At 67.4% G+C, this 19274-nt stretch carries 19 protein-coding genes and 1 tRNA gene; 8 read left to right on the top strand and 12 right to left on the bottom strand.

All coding sequences use genetic code 11. The annotated features are described in order from the left end of the window. Positions 1–8: 8 nt before the first annotated feature. Positions 9–782 (top strand): exodeoxyribonuclease III, encoded by a 774-nt coding sequence (gene xth, locus AC1RPL_RS09585; protein WP_493069013.1) that lies wholly within the window; start codon positions 9–11, stop codon positions 780–782. A gap of 13 nt (positions 783–795) precedes the next feature. On the opposite strand, the gene trmB is transcribed toward xth, so the two are convergent. From trmB to lnt, 5 genes are all read right to left on the bottom strand, one after another. Then, positions 796–1476 (bottom strand): tRNA (guanine(46)-N(7))-methyltransferase TrmB, encoded by a 681-nt coding sequence (gene trmB / locus AC1RPL_RS09590; RefSeq protein WP_493069014.1) that lies wholly within the window; start codon positions 1474–1476, stop codon positions 796–798. 38 nt (positions 1477–1514) lie between these two features. Continuing rightward, entirely contained in the window at positions 1515–2339 is an 825-nt protein-coding gene (locus AC1RPL_RS09595; protein WP_493069015.1) for an EAL domain-containing protein, read from the bottom strand. Between the two features lie 234 nt (positions 2340–2573). Next, the gene (locus tag AC1RPL_RS09600) at positions 2574–3332 is read right to left on the bottom strand and encodes an EAL domain-containing protein (protein ID WP_493069016.1); all 759 of its coding nucleotides are present in this window, start codon (positions 3330–3332) and stop codon (positions 2574–2576) included. Positions 3333–3560: 228 nt separating this feature from the next. Continuing rightward, entirely contained in the window at positions 3561–4772 is a 1212-nt protein-coding gene (gene metK, locus AC1RPL_RS09605; RefSeq protein ID WP_493069017.1) for a methionine adenosyltransferase, read from the bottom strand. Between the two features lie 71 nt (positions 4773–4843). Next, complete coding sequence (lnt, locus tag AC1RPL_RS09610; RefSeq protein ID WP_493069018.1) at positions 4844–6382, bottom strand: apolipoprotein N-acyltransferase; 1539 nt, start codon at positions 6380–6382, stop codon at positions 4844–4846. Between the two features lie 172 nt (positions 6383–6554). On the opposite strand from lnt, the gene aguB reads away from it, so the two are divergent. The 4 genes from aguB (at position 6555) to AC1RPL_RS09630 (ending at position 9581) form a co-directional block, all read left to right on the top strand. Further along, on the top strand, positions 6555–7406 hold the full coding sequence (gene aguB / locus AC1RPL_RS09615; protein WP_493069019.1) for an N-carbamoylputrescine amidase: 852 nt from the start codon (positions 6555–6557) through the stop codon (positions 7404–7406). 520 nt (positions 7407–7926) lie between these two features. Next, positions 7927–8592 carry a sulfite oxidase-like oxidoreductase gene (locus AC1RPL_RS09620; RefSeq protein WP_493069020.1) on the top strand — a complete coding sequence of 222 codons (666 nt, stop codon included), beginning with the start codon at positions 7927–7929 and terminating at the stop codon, positions 8590–8592. A gap of 13 nt (positions 8593–8605) precedes the next feature. Further along, a complete protein-coding gene (locus AC1RPL_RS09625) occupies positions 8606–9055 on the top strand; it encodes a GFA family protein (protein ID WP_493069021.1) in 450 nt (149 codons plus the stop codon). Positions 9056–9080: 25 nt separating this feature from the next. After that, on the top strand, positions 9081–9581 hold the full coding sequence (locus AC1RPL_RS09630; protein ID WP_493069022.1) for a hypothetical protein: 501 nt from the start codon (positions 9081–9083) through the stop codon (positions 9579–9581). Here AC1RPL_RS09630 and AC1RPL_RS09635 read toward each other — a convergent pair whose 3' ends face one another. Then, on the bottom strand, positions 9582–10175 hold the full coding sequence (locus AC1RPL_RS09635) for a uracil-DNA glycosylase (protein ID WP_493069023.1): 594 nt from the start codon (positions 10173–10175) through the stop codon (positions 9582–9584). 23 nt (positions 10176–10198) lie between these two features. On the opposite strand from AC1RPL_RS09635, the gene folK reads away from it, so the two are divergent. Together folK and AC1RPL_RS09645 are read left to right on the top strand one after the other, a co-directional pair. After that, a complete protein-coding gene (folK, locus tag AC1RPL_RS09640) occupies positions 10199–10699 on the top strand; it encodes a 2-amino-4-hydroxy-6-hydroxymethyldihydropteridine diphosphokinase (protein WP_493069024.1) in 501 nt (166 codons plus the stop codon). Next, positions 10690–10765 (top strand) — tRNA-Lys (locus tag AC1RPL_RS09645). The genes folK and AC1RPL_RS09645 overlap by 10 nt, the downstream gene beginning before the upstream one ends. A 180-nt stretch (positions 10766–10945) precedes the next feature. Here AC1RPL_RS09645 and AC1RPL_RS09650 read toward each other — a convergent pair. From AC1RPL_RS09650 to AC1RPL_RS09660, 3 genes are read right to left on the bottom strand one after another with little or no spacing between them, the layout of a single operon-like run. Continuing rightward, a complete protein-coding gene (locus tag AC1RPL_RS09650) occupies positions 10946–12163 on the bottom strand; it encodes an ROK family protein (RefSeq protein ID WP_493069025.1) in 1218 nt (405 codons plus the stop codon). A gap of 55 nt (positions 12164–12218) precedes the next feature. Then, the gene (locus AC1RPL_RS09655) at positions 12219–14255 is read right to left on the bottom strand and encodes a glycoside hydrolase domain-containing protein (RefSeq protein WP_493069026.1); all 2037 of its coding nucleotides are present in this window, start codon (positions 14253–14255) and stop codon (positions 12219–12221) included. Continuing rightward, positions 14252–15484: a histidine-type phosphatase gene (locus AC1RPL_RS09660; RefSeq protein WP_493069027.1), complete on the bottom strand. Its 1233-nt coding sequence runs from the start codon at positions 15482–15484 to the stop codon at positions 14252–14254. Before AC1RPL_RS09660 ends, AC1RPL_RS09655 begins: the two co-directional genes overlap by 4 nt. A gap of 188 nt (positions 15485–15672) precedes the next feature. Here AC1RPL_RS09660 and AC1RPL_RS09665 point away from each other — a divergent pair, with 188 nt between their 5' ends. Then, positions 15673–16602 (top strand): ROK family protein, encoded by a 930-nt coding sequence (locus AC1RPL_RS09665; RefSeq protein WP_493069028.1) that lies wholly within the window; start codon positions 15673–15675, stop codon positions 16600–16602. On the opposite strand, the gene AC1RPL_RS09670 is transcribed toward AC1RPL_RS09665, so the two are convergent. The 3 genes from AC1RPL_RS09670 to AC1RPL_RS09680 all read right to left on the bottom strand — a co-directional run bounded on the left by AC1RPL_RS09670 (position 16575) and on the right by AC1RPL_RS09680 (position 19266). Then, on the bottom strand, positions 16575–17063 hold the full coding sequence (locus tag AC1RPL_RS09670; protein WP_493069029.1) for a hypothetical protein: 489 nt from the start codon (positions 17061–17063) through the stop codon (positions 16575–16577). The two genes, AC1RPL_RS09665 and AC1RPL_RS09670, sit on opposite strands and share 28 nt — an antisense overlap. Positions 17064–17125: 62 nt before the next feature. Continuing rightward, positions 17126–17863, bottom strand: a complete 738-nt coding sequence (locus tag AC1RPL_RS09675) for a S1/P1 nuclease (protein ID WP_493069030.1) — start codon at positions 17861–17863, stop codon at positions 17126–17128. Between the two features lie 203 nt (positions 17864–18066). Continuing rightward, the gene (locus AC1RPL_RS09680; protein ID WP_493069031.1) at positions 18067–19266 is read right to left on the bottom strand and encodes an SGNH/GDSL hydrolase family protein; all 1200 of its coding nucleotides are present in this window, start codon (positions 19264–19266) and stop codon (positions 18067–18069) included. Between the last annotated feature and the right edge of the window lie 8 nt (positions 19267–19274).

The following is a 19274-nucleotide window of genomic DNA, read 5'->3' on the forward strand; positions in this document are numbered from 1 at the left end:
AACCGGACGTGAAGATCGCAACCTACAACGTCAACGGCGTCAACGGCCGCCTCCCCGTGCTGCTGCGCTGGCTGGCGGAAGCGCAGCCCGATGTGGTGTGCCTGCAGGAGCTCAAGGCGCCGCAGGAGAAATTCCCCGAAGCTGCGATCCGCGACGCTGGCTATGGCGCAGTATGGCACGGGCAGAAGAGCTGGAACGGTGTCGCCATCCTCGCGCGCGGCTCCGATCCGGTCGAGACGCATCGCGGGCTGCCCGGCGATCCCGAGGATGTGCAGAGCCGCTATATCGAAGCCGCGGTGAACGGGGTGCTGATCGGCGGGCTCTATCTGCCCAATGGCAATCCGAAGCCGGGCCCGAAGTTCGACTACAAGCTCAAATGGATGGAGCGCTTCGCCCTGCGTGCGGCGGCGCTGGTGGGGTTGGACGAGCCGGTGGTGCTGGCGGGCGATTACAATGTGATGCCGACCGATCTAGACGTCTACAAGCCCGAGCGCTGGCTGGACGACGCGCTGTTCGCGCCCGAGGCGCGCGCGGCCTATTTCCGGCTGCTGGAGCAGGGCTGGACCGATGCGCTGCGCCACCTCCATCCCGGCGAGACGATCTACACCTTCTGGGACTATTTCCGGAACGCCTATGGCCGGGGTGCCGGGCTGCGGATCGACCACCTGCTGCTCAACGCGCGCGCGGCCAAGCGGTTGAAGGCGGCCGAGGTCGATAGCCATGTGCGCGGCTGGGAGAAGACCAGCGACCATGCGCCGGTCTGGGTGGAGCTGCGGGACTGAGCAGCCCTCCCCTTCAGACGCGGAGGTAGCGGAAATACCAGACTTCGTGGCCCAGGCGCCGGGCCTTGCGCTCATAGCGCGTCTCGGGCCAGTCGTCGGGTCGGGTGAGGAAGTCCTGCGCGGTCTTGGCCTGCCACTCGAAGTCGCGGCGCTGGTCCATGATCATCATCGCCCAGCGGACATAGACCGGATGGTCGGTGCCCAGCCGGAACTCGCAGCCGGGCTTCAGCTTGGCGGCGATGATGTCCATCGGGCCGTGATTGACCATCCGGCGCTTGGCGTGGCGCGCCTTCCGCCAGGGATCGGGGTGGAGGAGATAGAGCCGGTCGAGGCTGGCATCCGGCAGCCGCTCCAGCACTTCGAGCGCGTCGCCCATGTGCAGGCGGACATTGGCGAGGTCCCCGTCGCGGATATGGCCGAGCGCGCCGACCACACCGTTGAGGAAGGGCTCGCAGCCGATGAAACCGTGATCGGGACGCATCGCGGCCTGGCCGGCGAGATGCTCGCCCGCACCGAAGCCGATCTCGAATTCGAGGGGGCGGTCATCGCCGAAAAGAATCTGCGAATCGAGCGGGCCCGATTCGGGGACGCTCACTTGCGGAAGGAGAGTCTCGACGAGTTCGGACTGGCCCTGGCGGAGCTTGTGGCCCTGGCGGCGGCCATAGAGGCGACGGATGGAAACGGGATCAGACACGCGCCGCCTGTTAGCGGACCGCGCGGGGAGAACAAGGGTTAGAGCGCGTGGGCCAGCGCCGTGGGTGCCGCGGGACGCGTGGTGGCGGCGCGCTGGTGTGCGGCGAGGCGGCGGTGCTGCGGCACGGTGGTGCGCGGCTCGCGGCGGGCGATATGGGCAGGCGGCAGCGGGCGGCTGAGCGCCGGGGCGATCCAGTCGCCCTGCATGTGGCGGATGCCCATCGTGCCGAGCATCGCGAGATCCTCGCGGCGCAGGATGCCGTTGGCGATCAGGGTCACGTCCATGTTGCGCGCCAGGCGCAGCACGCCTTCGACGATGACGCGGCGCGAGCTGCTGTCGGAGATGTTGCGGACAAGGCCCGAGTCGAGCTTGACGAAACGCGGGGTGAAGCGGCCGAGCAGGCGAACGGCGAGCGGGCCGACGGCGAAGCTGTCGAACGCGATGGCGATGCCGCGGTCGACACAGGCCTGGGCGAGCGCGGCGACGCAGGCAATGTCGCCGCGCTCGTCGGCGTTGATCTCGACGACGATGCTGGCCAGCGGCACGCGGTGTTCGATCGCAGTGCGGAAGAGATGGGCGAGGATCGCCTCGGGCGCCCCACCGGCGGCGCCGACGGGGATGGCGAGCAGCGCCTCGCTCTCGACCAGCCCGGCTTCGGCGGCGCCGGCGATCGCGGCGCTGATCCGCGCCATTTCGAGCTGTGGGCGCGCTTCGGGCACGAGGGCGGCGGCGATCTGGGAGAAGCTGCGGCCGCTCGAAGTGGCGACCGCCTGCCAGGCGAAGGGCAGGCCCGTGGTAGTGGCGATCATCGGCTGGAATGCGATGGCGAGACCGGTGTCGTGGTTCGCAGCGTCGATAGGCATAGGGCGCTTCCTTTCTGCGGCCCTTTAAAGATGGTTAACGCTATCAACTCCATTCCGTGCGTCGCCGAAGGGGGATTCTCCCCATGGGGAATCTACCAAGGAAACAGGCCCAGATTCCGCTTGCCGCACGTGATTCCGCGAGTCGCGATCGAAGGTCGCCGGGTCCCATCCGTAATCAACCCGAGGGAAGTCGAGGGGCCGGGCCAAATATGCGCGCGGCGAATCGCCCGCGAATCAGGCGGCTTTGCGCAGCGCCTGCGGCAAGACACCCGTGGCGGGCTCGCCGACATAGCTGCCCTGGACCAGCGGCACGCCGAAGCTGCGCAGCCGCTCATAGACCGGCTCGCTGTCCACGCCGGCCGCGACGATGCGCAGGCTCAGTGCCTGCATGCGCTGGACCAGGTCCTCGATCGCGATCCGGCGCGACCAGCTGGAGGCGACGGTGCTGATCAGCTCGGGCTCGACCGTCACCGCGTGCGGCGCGAACTTGCCGCAATAGGCGAGACCCGATTCATTGGGGCCGATGCCGTGGAACGCGACGACCGGGCCGAGCTTGTTGAAGACATGCATGATGTCGGCCAGCTGCGAGCTGGTGATCGCCTGATAATGGTGCAGCGTGAACACCAGCCGTTCGGCGACGATACCGTACTGGCGCGCGGTGAGCAGCGCGGGCTGGATATGCTCGGCCGGATCGCCGATCGCCGGCGCGCTCAGCGGAATGGCGAGGCGCCCGCCCGAATTGGCGAAGCCGGCGGTGGCGGCCCAGCGGATCGCGGCGACGGCGCAGCGGCGATCGACGTCGCGGCGCGATTCGGCGGAGAGCTGATCGAAGTCATGCGCGGCCGGCACGCCATCGCGCAATACCTGCGCCTCATAGGCGTGGATGCGCCCGCCGGAAATCTGGGCGATCGGCTGAAAGGCGATCGCAAGCCCCGAACTCGCCGCAGCCGAAGCCGCCGTTTCCTGGCCCATCATCGAATTTTCCGTTTCCACCGACTCGCCCCTTTCTCTGCCTTCCTTGATGAAGAAGTGCAGTTGCTCGGTTCTTTATAGGATGACCCGGACGAATACGTAGGATCGGATGCGTCCGGAGGGCGATTCCCCGGTCCCGGACCCACCGCTGCCTGTGGAAAAACCGTTACGATGCCGCACGGATACGAAAAGCCCCGCGCCGGACGGTTCGGCGCGGGGCTCTCGATTATCAGTCGCCGAAGCGAAGGATCAGGCCAGGGCGGCCTTGAGATCCTCGACCAGGTCGGTCTTCTCCCAGGGGAAGAAGTCGCCCTCGGGCTTGCGGCCGAAATGGCCATAAGCGGCCGTCTTCGAATAGATCGGCTTGTTGAGCTGCAGGTGCGTACGGATGCCGCGCGGGGTGAGGCCGCCCAGCTTCTCGATGCTCGCGATCGCCGCTTCGATCTTGTCGTCGCCGACGGTGCCGGTGCCGTGCGTGTCGACATAGAGCGACAGCGGCTTGGACACGCCGATGGCATAAGCCAGCTGGATCGTCACGCGCTGGGCGAGGCCCGCGGCGACGATGTTCTTGGCGAGATAGCGGGTGATGTACGCCGCCGAGCGATCGACCTTGGTCGGATCCTTGCCCGAGAAGGCGCCACCGCCGTGCGGAGCCGCGCCGCCGTACGTATCGACGATGATCTTGCGGCCGGTCACGCCGGCATCGCCGTCAGGGCCACCGATCTCGAACGATCCGGTCGGGTTGATGTGGTAGACGGTCTCGTCCGAAAGCAGCGCGGCCGGGATCACATCGGCGACGACCGACTTCACATAGGCGTGGAGCTCGGCTTCCTTATCACCCTCGTCATAGCCCTTGCCATGCTGGGTCGAGACGACGATCGCAGTGGCCGCGACCGGCTTGCTGCCTTCATAGCGCAGCGTGACCTGGCTCTTGGCGTCGGGCTCCAGGAACGGCGCCTTGCCCGAATGACGGTCGGCCGCCATCTGCTCGAGGATCTTGTGGCTGTAATAGAGCGTCGCCGGCATCAGCTCGGGCGTGTCGTCCGCCGCGTAACCGAACATGATGCCCTGGTCGCCGGCGCCTTCGTCCTTGTTGCCCGAGGCGTCGACGCCCTGGGCAATATGGGCCGACTGCGGGTGCAGGTTGTTCTCGAAGCGGAAGGTCTCCCAGTGGAAGCCGTCCTGCTCGTAGCCGATGCGCTTGACGGTATCGCGGACGGTCTTCTCGACTTCGTCCTGAACGCCCGGGGCCCAGTTGCCCTCGGTGTCCATGATGCCCTTGCCGCGGATCTCGCCGGCGAGGACGACCAGCTGGGTGGTGGTCAGCGTCTCGCAGGCGATGCGGGCTTCGGGATCCTTGGAAAGGAACAGATCGACGATGGCGTCGGAAATCTGGTCGGCGACCTTGTCGGGATGGCCTTCCGAGACCGATTCGGACGTGAAGAGATAATTGGAACGCATGGTTTTCCTCAAACAATGGGAGGAAAGCGCGGCCGTTGCCATGCCATATAAAGCTTTCCTTATATGTCGCCCTAGCGGGCCAGGCGCCGGAACGCAATTGCCAAGACTACGGAGGCCAGGGCGACGATCCCCGCCAGCCAGTTGCCGAGCAGCGCGAACGGCGTAGGCGGCAGCGCCATGGGGAGCGGCGCTTCGACGGCACCCTCCTGCCCCGCCGGCACCGTGCCGAGCAGCCGGCCATGCCCATCGATCACCGCAGAGATGCCGGTGGGGGTGGCGCGCAGGATCGGCAACCCCTCCTCGATTGCGCGCAGCCGCGCCTGGGCCAGATGCTGCACCGGGCCCCAGCTGCCGAACCAGGCATCGTTCGAGGGGTTGAACAGGAAGTCGGGCCGGTGCGCCTTGTCGACGATCTGGCCCGAGAAGATGATCTCGTAGCAGATCGCCACGCCCGCCTCGCCAAAACCCTGGACGGGGATCGTCCTCGGGCCCGGGCCGGGCAGGAAATCCACCTCGCCCATCACCAGCCGTGCCAGGCCGAGCGGCGCGAGCAAGGTGCGCATCGGCAGATACTCGCCGTACGGCACGAGATGCGCCTTGTCGTAGCGCGCGCCCAGCACTCCGGCGGAATCGACCGTCCATACCGAATTGCCGGCACCGGCGAGCCTGTCGCCCGAGAAGAACAGCGCGTTGCCGCCGACCATCGCGCGGTCCTGGGGGCCCAGCAGCGCGCCGATCCGCCCGCGCACCCAGCGTGGATCACCGTCGCGGTAATATTGCGGCGGATAGCCGTCCTCGATGAAGTAATTGACCATGCCCTCGGGCCAGACGACGAGGCGGGGCACGGTGCCGGGCTGGCCGCTCCATTCGGCAAGCTTGGCGAGGACGCGAGCGGGATAATCGGGCGCGCTGACGCCGTCCTGGCCGATATTGGGCTGGACGATGCGGACATGCGGGCGCGTCATGTCCTCGACCGGGCGGCCGGGATTGAGCGCGAATCCGGCTGCGAGCAGCAGCGCGGCGATCGCCGCCGGCACGCGATATTGATGCTGGCTGGCGAGATAGAGCGCACCAGTCGCGATGACCGTGAGGCCGGACAGCGCATAGGTGCCGATAAAGGCCGCGAGTTGTGCGATCGGTGTCGGCACCCAGATCGCCGCCATCGGGTTCCACGGATAGCCGGTGAACAGCGTGGAGCGCAGATATTCGCTGAGGATCCAGGCGGAAGCCGCCGCAAGGACGAAGGCGATGTCCGGCTCGTTCCACCGCGCCTTCACGCTGCGGGCAAAGCGCCAGGCCAGGCCCATCGCGATCGCAGGGTAGATCGCCAGATAGAGCGCAACCAGCGCCACGGCGAAATAGCCGAGCACCGGCGGCATCTTGTCCTGATAATCGAAGGCATGCTGGATCCAGTTGTTGCCCAGGGTGAAATGCCCGACGCCGAACACCCATCCGCGCAGCAGCGCGGACTTGAGGCTGGACGCATGCCAGGTCAGGTGCAGCAGCACCGCGAGGCAGGCGAGCGTCACCGGCCACCAGTCGAGCGGGGCGAATCCGGTGGCGGAGAGGAAGCCTGCGGCGAGCGCGGCGAGCAGAGGGCGGGTCAGCATCGCCCCGGTGCTTAACCGATCCCTCCCCCAGTCGTCATCCCCGCGAAGGCGGGGATCCAGAGCCAAGCAGGGCGGTCCTTTGTTACCCTGGATCCCCGCCTCCGCGGGGATGCCGGCTGAAGAGCGCGGACGGAGGTAGCGAAACTGCCCGGGCCACATTATGTGCCGCGCCATGACCGAGATCACCGTCGCCGCCCTGCAGCTCGCCTTCTCCAACGATATCGACGCGAACATCGCGAAGGTCTCCGCTTATGTGCGCGAGGCCGCCGCGAAAGGCGCGCAGGTGGTGTTGCCGCCCGAGCTGTTCGAAGGCGAATATTTCTGCCGTGTCGAGGACGAGGGCCTGTTCGCCAACGCGAAGCCGACGGCCGAGCACAAGGCGGTGCTGGCGATGCAGGCGCTTGCCGCCGAACTGAAGATCCACATCCCGACCAGCTTCTTCGAAGCCGACGGGCCGCACCACTATAACAGCCTCGCGATGATCGGCCCCGACGGCAAGGTCGCCGGCGTCTATCGCAAGAGCCACATCCCCGACGGCCCGGGCTATGAGGAGAAGTTCTACTTCCGCCCCGGCAATACCGGCTTCAAGGTGTGGGACGGGCCCGACAAGACCACGCTCGGCGTCGGCGTGTGCTGGGACCAATGGTATCCCGAGACGGCGCGCGCGATGATGCTGATGGGCGCGCAGGTCCTGTTCTACCCGACCGCGATCGGCAGCGAGCCGCATGACGACAGCCTGGACACCGCGCGGCTATGGCGCCGTGCGATGGTGGGGCATGCCGTCTCCAACGTCGTGCCGGTGGTCGCCGCCAACCGCGTCGGGGTCGAGCATGGCCAGACCTTCTACGGCACCAGCTTCATCACCGACGAGCGCGGCGACATCCTCGCCGAGCTGGACCGCGAGGAAGAAGGCGTGATCACCGCCACGCTCGACCTCGACCGCGTGAAGCGCCACCGCGCCGCCTTCGGCTTCTTCCGCGATCGCCGGCCCGAGTTGTACGGGCGGCTGGTGCAGGATATCTGAGGCGGGCCACATTCAGGCTTTGAATATACTTCCGTCATCCCCGCGAAGGCGGCGATCCAGGGAAGTATGGGACCATCGAAGCAATCGCGCGCGTAGTCGCCGGAGACGCTAAGCGAGCATCACGCGCGCTGCCCGGGGCTCTGAATCCCCGCCTTCGCGGGGACGACGATGAGAGGAATGTGCCCCCTTTGGGGCGTTCGCTTGAGCGCCCGGCATGTCTGCACGCGCGGCTTGCAATGTGGGATTTCGCCTGCTTGGCTTCCGCAGCCGGGCCTGACGCCGACCGCTCTTTGAGAATGTTGGAAAGATAGGAACCCGCCCACGCAAGGATGTTGCGGGATGCGCGGCATTCCCGGGAAAACAGGGAAAATAGCGCGCCGAAAAGCCTGCCATTCGCGTGACCTTCGTGTCCTTTGGCGAGTCGGCGCGGCTAGCGATGTTGGAGCGCACCACCCGTTCGAGTGCTTGCACCACCAGGCCGGTACAACGCATCCTCGGCGCCCGATCAGGAGCCGAGTCGATGGACGATCCCGAGCCGCCAGAAGACAGCAAGCTCACCCGCTCCAAACAGGCCTGGGCGGAGCAGGGCAAGTTTCTGACCGGCGTCCATACGCGTCCCGAGGAGGACCGGCTGCCGCCCGGCCAGCACCTCACGGTCAAATGGCCGGTGCTCGATCTCGGCCGCCAGCCCGATGTCGCCCGCGAACGCTGGAAGCTCGAAGTGACCGGCATGGTGGCGCGGCCGGTTACGCTCGACTGGGCCGGGCTGATGGCGCTGCCGCAGACACGCCTGCGGAGCGACATCCACTGCGTTACCAGCTGGTCGCGCTACGACAATGACTGGCAGGGCGTGCTGACCCGCGACCTGCTTGCCGCTGTCGAGCCGCGCGACGAGGCGCGGGCGGTGATGCTCCACGGTTATGACGGCTACACCACCAATGTGCTGCTGGCCGACTTCGCCGCGGCGGATGCGCTCGTCGCGCATGGCTGGGCCGGAAAGCCGCTGGCGCGCGACCATGGCGGGCCGGCGCGGCTGGTGATCCCACACCTCTATTTCTGGAAGAGCGCCAAGTGGATCAAGCGGATCGAGCTGATCGGCGCGGACAAGCCCGGCTTCTGGGAGGTCAACGGCTATCACATGCGCGGCGACCCTTGGGACGAGCAGCGCTACAGCCGGGATCCCTAGCGCGGCCCGCGGCATGCGTTCGCTCGTGCATGAAGCGACGCGCTTCTCTATGCTCGCGGCCATGCACATCACCGGAAGCTGCCACTGCGGTGCCATTCGCTACGAAGCCGAGGCGGACCCCGCCCGCGTCGCGCTCTGTCATTGCACCGACTGCCAGAAGTTGAGCGGCGCGCCGTGGCGGGCGTCGGTGCGCGTCGAGGCCGCCGATTTCCGCATCACCGGCGAGCCCAGAATCTATGTGAAGACCGCCGACAGCGGCACGAAGCGCGGCCAGGCCTTTTGCCCGAACTGCGGCTCCGGTCTCTATGCCTTCACGCCCGCCGATCCGCGCGTCTATGCACTGCGCCTGGGCACGGTCGACCAGCGCGCCGATCTGCCGCCGCAAAGCCAGATCTGGTGCGAATCGGCGATCCCCTGGGCGCTCGACGTCAAGGACTTGCCGGCAATCGCGCGCCAGGCCTAGGTTCGGCCCCAAGGGGGACCACGACATGCTTATCAGCCTGGCCGCGCTCGCGCTCGGCACTGTAGCGCCGTCGCAGGGAGACGATCGCTTCGCCGAATCGCGCTGCATCTTCGAAGAGGCCGAGCGGATCGCGCGCACCGGCGATCATGATCCGGTCGCCAAGGCGGAGCCGATCTGCGTGGCGCGCTATCACTGGACCGCCGGCGACGCCTCCCGTGCGCGGCTGGTCGGCGCGAGCCTGACCGAGATCTTCTCGGCACGCAGCGAAATCCTCAAGGCCGGGATGAAGGCCGCCGATGTCGACGCCATCGTGAGCGCTGTCGGCGAGGACGACCTGGCCACGCTTGGCGATCCGGCCACGCCGGAGGCGGCCCGCAGCCCGATCGTCATCAAGCTCGGCATCGCCACCGCGGCCAAATACGGCGTCGGCGAGAAATCGGACAAGGCGCGCCGCGTGGTCCTTGGCTATGCCGCGCTGATGTATGCCGCCCATGCCTTTGAAGAACGGTACGGCCAGGCGAGCTGATCAGCCGGCGGCCAGCGCCACTGCGCGCGCCAGCACCGCCTGGAGCATCTCGGGTGTCAGCCGGCCGGTATTCTGGTTGTAGCGCGAGCAGTGATAGCTATCGATCAGCCACGGCCCCCGGTGCATCCGGTGCTCGGCGCCGTGCGCGAAGCGATGCTTGGGCAGCTTGCCGCCCATCGCCTTGACTGCCGACTGGTGCGCGATCTGGCCCAGCGCGATCACCACCGGCGCCTTGAGCTCGGCAGCCAGGAAGGGGCGGCAGGCATGGATCTCGGCCGGCTCCGGCTTGTTGTCGGGCGGAAGGCAGCGCACCGCGTTGAGGATCACCACGCCCTTGGGCTCGCCGCCCTCGGCCAGCCCGAACTTCTCGAGCGTCGCGAAGAGCAGGTCCCCGGAGGCGTCGCCGGTAAAGGCGCGGCCGGTGCGGTTGGCGCCGTGCTTGCCCGGCGCGAGGCCGACGATGGCGATCGGGGCGGCCAGGTCGCCGAGCGCGGGCACCGGCGCGTTCCACCAATCGGGGTGCGCGAGGCGCAGTTCCTCGCGCAGCGCCACCAGGCGCGGGCAGAACGGGCAATCGTGGCTTGGCTCGAGCATGCGTGCGCGATAGGCCGCCTGGCATGGCGAGGACAAGCTATGCCATCGCGATCGGATCGAACCGCCGGGGGCGCCATGGCAGCCCGGCACGCGAAGTGGCGGCCGCGATCCGCGCGCTAGGCGGGGTGATCGCGATGTCGCGGATCCTCCACACCTCGCCGCTCGGCCCCTCCAAGCGCCGCTTCGCCAACGCCGTCGTGCTGATCGAGAGCGACGAAGCTCCCCCCGCCCTGCTCCAGCAGCTGAAGACGATCGAGCGCGTATTCGGCCGCCGGCGCGGGCAGAATTGGGCGGCGCGGGTGATCGATCTCGACATCGTGCTTTGGTCGGGCGGCAGTTGGGGCGAGCCCGGGCTCACCGTGCCGCATCGCCTGTTCCGCCAGCGCGGCTTCGTCCTCGCCCCGCTGGTACAGGTGGCACCCGCCTGGCGCGATCCGGTCACGGGTCAGAGCATCCGCCAGCTCCACACCCGGTTGACCCGCCGATTGCCCACATCTAGGGGCAGGGCCGGTGTGGGTCCGTAGCTCAGTTGGTAGAGCAAGCGACTTTTAATCGAGAGGTCATGGGTTCGAATCCCATCGGACCCACCACCGTCCCGGCGCCGCAGGTATTCGGATACGCCGTTCGGATCGGAGGCGAGCCCAAGGGCGCGCCCCGAAGCGGAGTATCTATCTCGTCGATCTGGAAGCGCAACGCGGCAAATGCGCTGCTGCGATCCGCGCTTTTCACCAGCGGAGGAAGCTCCAGGCAATCAATCCACCGCTGCTCCGCTACGCCGGCGACGGAGCATCGGCGTCAGCGAGATTCTTCGAACGCGCGCCGACATAGGGCAGCAGGAAATGATTGAGTGGAAGGATGGCGGCGCCCAAGGCGGGGGCCTCCAGGGAGAAGGAGGCGCGTTGCACGGAGCATATCACCGGTAGCGCGGGACGATGGTTCACGAGACGCTGATGCACGGCGTCGGCGAGTTGATCGATGACGGCGGGTGGCAAGCGTCCGCCGATCAGCACCGTCGCAGGATTGATCAGGCAATTCACCGCGGCGAGCGGCCCCTGCAGGCGGCGTGCTGCACCTTCGATCCACTCGCGCACCGCCGACATCGTCTTCGCCGCCGGGATCGAACGGCCATCGAGATCGGCGAGCGACAGCCCCCGCCCGTTCAGTAATGCCCCAAGCCCCGAAAGCGAGACATAGGATTGGATCGCCTCGTCTCCATCGCCCTGCGACGAGGGAAGGAAGCCGAGCTCGCCGCTGCGGCCATTGGTGCCCCGGAACAACGCCCCATCGATCACCAGGCTGCCGCCCAGGCCCGACGACACCAGGATATAGAAGAAGCTCTCATGCCGCTGGCCAAGACCGAATTGGAGCTCACCCAGGGCGGCGGCGGCGGCGTCATTCTCGACGAACACCGGAAGGCGGAACGGCTCGGCGAGCAATTCGGCGAGATTGGCATTCGCCCATTTGGCATAAGCCGCGGGGCGACCGGCGAGGTTCACGACGCCGAGGTCGTCCGGGACCGCAACGCCGATGCCGATCAGCGACGCGGGCTGGATGCCTGCCTCGGCCATCAGATCGGGGATCGTCTTGCGATAGAAGTCGCGCACCTGCTCGGGCAGTGCATAGTCGGCGTTGCGCGTCGCACGGGCCAGAATCTTGCCGACAAAATCGACGACGACGAGGCTGACGTGATCGCGGTCGATGTTCAGGCCGATCGCGTGGCGCGCCCCCGACACGACCTGCAGGCGTGTGGCGGGCTGTCCGCGGCCGCCGCGCCGCTGTCCACTTTCGATGACGAGTCCATCATCCAGCAGGCGACGCGTGATGTTCGAAATCGCCGGAGCGGTGAGCCCGGTAATCGCGGCGAGCTCGACGCGGGTCAGCTCGCCATGCACGCGGATCGCGTGGAGCGTGACCCGCTGGTTGTGGTCGGCTGCGCGCTCCTGGTTGCTCCCCGCCCATCGCGGCTCGGCAGCGTCGATGAACTTCATCGCGTCGGGGTCCCGCAAAGGGTGGGAAAGGTGCGCACCACCAGGTCCATAGCTCTCATTCGGCCTCGAAGACCAGCCTGCCGCCCGCCATGAGATCGGCATGCTCGATACGGCGCGAGGCGAGCACATGTCCGTCGCGCGACACGGACCTGGCAGCGTCGCCGTCTCGCCCTCTCCGCTCAATCACCAGCGTCTTCCCTGAAGCTAGCAATAGCGTGCTGCGCTTCGCGGCGGGCATGCTCAGGATATACTGGGGCTCCCCCGGCACGAGCGGATAGAGGCCGAGCGAGGCCCAGACATACCAGGCCGACATCGCCCCACCATCGTCGTCCATCCCCTCGGCAAAGCCATCCGCGAGCGAGAAGCTCTTCTGGGTGATCGGCTTGTCGTATTTGCGCGCGTTCTCGTACCAATGGTCGATCGGCCGATCGCGCAACCGTGCGACGAGACGGTCCATCCGGTCGGGCCGACCGGCGAGCGCGAACAGATATGGCACGTGGATGTCCGGCTCGTTGGTCATGTTGAACAGGGATTCGTCGAAGAACCTGTCCAGCTCCTGCGCGAACCGCTCCCGGCCGAGTGCGGAGTCTTGCAGCCAGTCGAGGTCGAATACCGGGGCCCAACGATATTGCCACAGCGTGCCCTGGTAGAGACCTCGCGCCTTGACCACGTCCGCATCGGCGCCAAGGTCGCGGAAAACCTCGGTCCATAGTGGCCGATAGGCCAGCGCGCGGGCGCTGAAATCCTTCGCAAGCGCTGTGTGCCCGGCGCCGGCGGCCAGCTGTGCGACTGCCCATTGATCATAGGCGAGCTCCAGCTTCTGGTCCGGGGTTTCTTGAGGCAGCCTGATGGTCTCGTCGGCCATGGCGGCAAGCGCGGCGGAGGGATTCTCGTTGCCGAGCTTCTTGCGATGGAGGTCGAGCAAGGCGATGCCGGCATGCTCGGTGCGCACGCTCAGGAACGGCTCGCTGGGCCCGGCCCATTGCGGCTTGTCCGACTGAAACAGCAGCACGAGCGAATCCGCGATATCCGCGGCGACATCGGGTGCGACCAAAGCAACCAGCGGCACCTGGGTGCGGTAATTGTCCCAGAGCGACCAGCCGGCGTAACGGTGGTGGCCGTTCGGGGCCCGGTGCAGTTTGCCGTCCGAGCCGCGGAAAGCTCCCTCGCTGTCATCGACGCGAGCGGGCATCTGCAGGGCGCGGAACAGGCAGGTGTAGAACAGCTTGCGACGATCCAGCGGTGCGTCGAACGCGATCCGCGAGAGCTGCGCATTCCAGGCGGCGCGGGTTTGCGCGACCAGGCGCTCGATCGGCATGTCGCCCAGCTCGCGCGCCAGCGTCTTCGCGGCGGAATCGGTATCGACGGTAGACAGCGCGACACGCAGCTCGAGCCGGTCGCCGGCGCGCACCGGTACTGCGAAGTGCAATATCCCCTTGGCATCGGGCGTGCCGACATCGGCGAGCGTGCGGTCATTGAGCGTCAGCCGCGCCGCGATCGAAAGGTGATAGACGCCGCGGCTGCACACGGTGGCGTTGGCGAGCTGGAGGCGAAGGCCAGCCGCGTTCGAGGACAGCCAGCGATGCTCGCCCTGCTTGGCGTAACTGTGCCGTGGGTCGAGCGCGACGTCGAGCGTGCCCGAGCGCGATGGCGTGAAGCGGCTGATCGAGACCGACTGGCCGGCCGCCAGGTCGGCGGTGATCGGCGTCGCGCCGTAGCTGACATGATACCAGCCGGCGCCCGCGCGCTCGGCCCTGCGATCAATCGGGGCGAGCCGCGGCGCCCCGGCATAATCGACACTGGCAAGCAGATCGCCGCCGCCGCCATGACAGCCGACGCCCTGCGCGCGCGTCTGGGAGAACCCCCGAAGCAAGTTCGCGGCGCGGTCATAGCCAATATGGTTGGCCGGATCGGTGTCGGGCGCGAGCTGGACCATTCCGAACGGCGCCGCTGCGGCGGGCGATAGCTGCCCGCGGTCACCGCCGGTCCCCATAAAGGGATCGACCAGGTCCGCAGGCGAGGGCGTCTTCGCCCCGGCCGGCGCGGCAAGGACGAGCGAGATCGGCAGCAGCAGGTTGAGCTTGTTCTTCACAGCGCGATCTTCCCGGATGTGATGCGTTCGAAACGTGCGAGGGGGCAGGCAAGCGGCGTAGGCGCACAGGCCGGGATGGGCAGCACGGTGGTGGCCGTGTCGGCGGCCAGCGGCGCTCCCGACCGGATCTGCTCAAGCGTCGGCGAGCGGAAGATCGCGCGCACGAAGCGCCTGCCCTTGCCATCGACCAGCAACTCAAGCCCGATTGCGCCGCTGGGCGGAGGATCGTCGGCCGCGAAGCCCGGTACCTTCCAGTGAAGGTCGAGCAGACCTGCGACAGCCGCGATGTTGCTGTCATGACCAACTAGCAGGACAAGGCCGGGGGCATCGGCAGGTGCTACGATCGCATCGGCCATCGCCCGCAGCGTCGTCCCGCCGAACGCAGCCGCGACCCGGGGTACCCGGTAGACTTGGCGGTAGAGGTCGGCGCGCAACGCGCCGAGATTCTCCAGGTCGCTCGGGCCCACCCTGCCCCAGCCTATCGTCGCAATCGGCTGTCCATCGGCATAGGCGAGCAGCAGCGTCTGTGCCGCAATCGCCGCATCGGCCAGGCCGCCGCGGATCGCCGGCTCGTGCTTCGCATCGCCCGGATCGAGCGTGTCGAGCCGGGCCGATACGCCACACCCCTCTACTATCGGATCGCCGCACAGGATATGATCGACACGGGCGAGCAACGCTTGCCGTCTGGCGGCGATCGACGCCAGTCCACCTGGCGGCAGCGCCTTGCGCACCGCGTCAGCCGCCGCCGCGGAATCGAAGACGATCGCGCCCGTGCGGATCGGCGCGAACAACGGATTGGCACCCTTTGCCGCCACGCGCTCGGGAGCCACGTCGCAACCAGGAGCGAACCCGTCGAGCCAGGCCCGAGCGGTCTCGAAGGTGCGCTGATCCTTGTCGGCGACAACGCGGATCGCACCCGGCGCGGGACAGCCTCCAGCGAAGCGCACAACGCCTTGGGTCCGATCATAGGCGCCCAGTTGCCGCACGGCAGCAAAGCCTTGTGGAGTCAGCCCTGCCCTGCCCACTTGCCATGCAGGCCAAGGCTCCCGGGCACTGCCCGCCGGCAGCGGCGGGTCGGCCAGCGGTGCGCGGACGCCATGCCGCATGAGCATCACAGTGCGGACGACCTGCAGCGTCGGCGCGGAGCCCCGCGAGCCAGGCCCTGCGGTCGCACCCGTCGCCATAGCCAAGAGTAGGGCCGCACCGACCTTCATGAGTATGCCCCGCATGGATTTACCCCTCAATCCGCATCTCAAGTGTCGCCAACATCCGTGCCACCAGCATCTCCGCGTAGCCGTTTATTATATTAATTGACTTTATTTATTTGCCTGTCACCGTGTTTCCATTGAAGGGAGCACTCAATGCCAGCACGCCAGATTCGCCCGCTATCCGGATCGCCGCTGCTGGAGCTTGCCCGGTGACCGGGGCAGCTTATTCGGGCCTTGTCGCGGGCGTTGAACTCGGCGGCACGAAATGTATTTGCACGCTCGGCATCGCGCCCGACCTGATCGTCGATCAGCAGACCTTCGCCACCACCATGCCCGCCGAGACGCTGGGCGCCATCGCAGACCAGCTGTCCCGCTGGCATGCCGAGCATGGCTTTCACGCGATCGGGATCGGCAGTTTCGGGCCGCTCGACCTCGACCCAGCTTCGCCCGACTTCGGGCACATCCAGCGGACCGCCAAACCAGGCTGGGATGGCGCTGATGTCCTGGGCGTGATCGCGGGCCGCTTCGACCTGCCCTGCCGCCTCGATACCGATGTGAATGCCGCCGCGATCGCCGAGCTGCGCTGGGGCGCCGGACATGGCGCAGAGCGGCTCGCCTATATCACGATCGGCACCGGCATCGGTGTCGGCTTTGCCAGCCGTGGCCAGAAGAACGCCAACCGAACGCATGCCGAACTCGGCCATGCCCGCGTGGCGCACCGCGCGAACGATACGCGCCCCAGCGTATGCCCCTTCCACGATGATTGCATCGAAGGCCTGGCATCGGGCCGGGCGATCATGGCGGCGATGGCCGGCGCGGTTCCCTCGAGCGTGGCGTTCGACGATCCGCGCTGGGCCAACCCGATCGACGCGCTCGGCCAGCTTTGCCACACCATCCTTTGCACGCTCGGCAGCTGCCGCATCGTTTTCGGCGGCGGCGTCACCATCGGCAATCCGGGGCTGGTCGCACAGATCGAGAAGAGCGCGCGGCAGAGCCTCAATGGCTATCTGACGCTGCCCGATCAGAAGCTGATCGCCCGTGCGCTGCTCGGCGCCCAGGCTGGACCACTCGGCTCCCTCGGCCTCGCGCTCGATGCGCTTGCAAGCGCGCCTCATGATGCGGTCTTTTCGCAGCGATAGAGGAGAGCGGCACCGCGCTGCATCGCGTAGTCGCCGATCCTGACGACGGGCTCGGTCGAACGCTCCTCGAAATGCGAGCGGTCCTCGCCGGCGTCCGCGTCGTAGACGATCCGGTCCCAGATGCTGATCGCGCCATTGCCCAGCGCGTAGCGGCCGGAGGCTCCGGTCGCGAAATACTGACCGTTCGCCAGATAGGTGATCGCGCTCGGCATGTCGCAGGGGGCGCCGCCCACGCCCTCGTCGTCGCGCAGGCTCCAGGTGCCCATCAGCCAAGCCTGGGTAGCCACCGCGGCGCGCGTCGGAGCCACGAATACAGGCTGCGCTGCCGACGGCGCCGCGATGCGGACCAGGCCGGCCGGCGCGACCGCAGGCGAACGGGGCGCTGGCCAGCCGAACCAGGCGGCGATCGCGATAAGCAGGATCATGGTGAGCGAAAGCGCGATGCGACGAGACTGGGCCATGCCATTCCTTCAGCTGCAGCAACGCGGCCGGGTAACCGCGGGATGCCCGGCCGCGGACGCGTTCAGGGGGTGAGCAGATTGTTGAGCAACGCGGCGAGGCGATAGCCCGCCTGCTTCAACCGCTGGGCGACCAGCGGGTATTTGGAGGTCGTATAATTGCTGGGCAGCGTCACCGGCGTGCCTGGGCAATAGGGGGTCTTATAGTCCCAGCAGCTCGGCATGATGTCGTAGATGTAGTCGCGCGCCATGTTGCTGCTCTCGGTCGCCCAATCGCGTGGCGTGCCGCCGAGGGTGACCGTCACATTATTGTTGATCAGCTCTTGCGCGAGCAGGGCCGAGGCGACGCCGTGACTGTCGATGATCGTGTCGTCCCAGATCGCGTGGATGATCGTGGATGTGCCACCGAAGGTCACGGTGTTGTAGCCGATCGGATCGGAACCATGCAGCGGCTGGTGAAGATCCCCGACCAGGTGGATGATGTACTTCAGCGCGACTTCGCGTGCGGCGTTCGACTGGGTGCGGTCGGCGAGAATCGTGCTGTAATAGGCGATCGCCTCGTCCGCGCACATCGCCGTGCCGGTGCAGGCATGCGCGGGTGCTGCCGAACCATCGATCGGGATGCGCGTGGTGTGCGTCGGGTCGCCCGCCGCGCGCTGGGTGTCCGCCCAAGACGCGACCTTGGACATATGGGTGACGCCGTCCACGGCGAGCAGCCCCTGAATCTCGGTCCAGACGGCTGCCTGCAAGTTGAGCTCGGCGATATTGGCGATGGCCGCATGGCCGGTCGTACCCCAGGCCATCGCGGATTGCGGAACGGCAAACAGTGCCGCTGCGGCGAACAACAGAGCTTTGGAACGCTGTCTCACAGACTTCTCCTTCTCACGTCGTTGCTGCCTCTTCTCGTCACCGGATCGGCGGCAGCGGTTCCGTCCGGCAAGGGCGTGCGGGCGCTGCGCCCTGCGCGGTGGCGCAGGGCCCGGCCGCCGCATTCTGGGTCGTGTCGTTAGCTGGGCGCGAACAAAGTGAGCGGCACCGCGCGGCCCATCGCTTCGTACCCGCTGTCACCGGGATGCAGGCGGTCGCCGGAGTCGAACACCTGCTTGATCATCGGCGGCGTGCTGGTGTCGCGGACCGCGGCCTCGAAATCGATCACGCCGTCGAAAGCGCCGCTTGTGCGGATCCAGCGGTTCAAGTCCTGGCGAAGCTGTTCCATCTCGGGCGTGATGTATTTGGAGCCGAAGCCCGGGGTGAGCGTGCCGCCGATCACTCGGATACCGCGCGCATGTCCCGCCGCGATAAGCTTGCGATAGCCAGCGATCAGGTCCGCCGCCGCCACCGGCTGCTCGCCTTCACTTGCGGCCTTCCAGATGTCGTTGATGCCCTCGAGCACGACTAGGTGCGACACGCCCGCGACCGATGCCACGTCACGATCGAACCGGTCGACACCTGCGGTCCCGCGGCCCTCGCGCAATAGGCGATTGCCGCTGATCCCCATATTGACCACGCCGCAATGCGGCTTCGTCTCGGCGACCAGCCGCTTGGCGAGCATGCCCGGCCATCCGCGCCAATCGGACCGCGTGCCGCGCGCACCCTCGGTGATCGAATCGCCGAAGGTCACGATCGTGCAGGTCGACGGGGGATTACGCACCGCGATCTGGGTCACGAAGGGCCGGATCTTCTGTGCCTCCATGCCCGCGCCTGCGGCGTCCGTCGCCCTGGCTGCGAAGCCCACCGGAAAGGCGGCGTTGCCCGCCACGGTCGAGCTTTCGGCGCTGGTGGTGACACTGATGATCACATCGTCTCCGCCCTTCACCGGTAGGTCGATGGCTTCGGTGACAAACGTGGCGCCGCCGGTGATGCTGATACCCTCGCCGCCTTCGAACCGGACCGGACGCTCGGTCGCGGGGTCGATCGCGAAGTCCTTGCCCGCTTTCGCCACCGTGGCGCTGGCGATCCGCAGCGGCACGGCGCCTTCGGGGTTGGTGAAGGTCAGCTTCAGGCCGTCACCCGCCTGGCTGAGCCGCATGCGATAGCGATAGGTGCCCGCGGGCAGCGATCCGCGCACGGCCTTGGTCGCAGGCGAAGTCGCATAGCCCCAGGCGCCACCCCAGCGCTCGGGCTGGGGCGTGCGGCCGGCCTGGCTCGGGCCGGCAAGGGCGGTGAGTGCGAGCGCGGCGAGCGCCGCGATGGCAAAGCGGTTCATGCTTCCCC

This window comes from Sphingomonas sp. GW821-FHT12D09, from assembly GCF_058807215.1.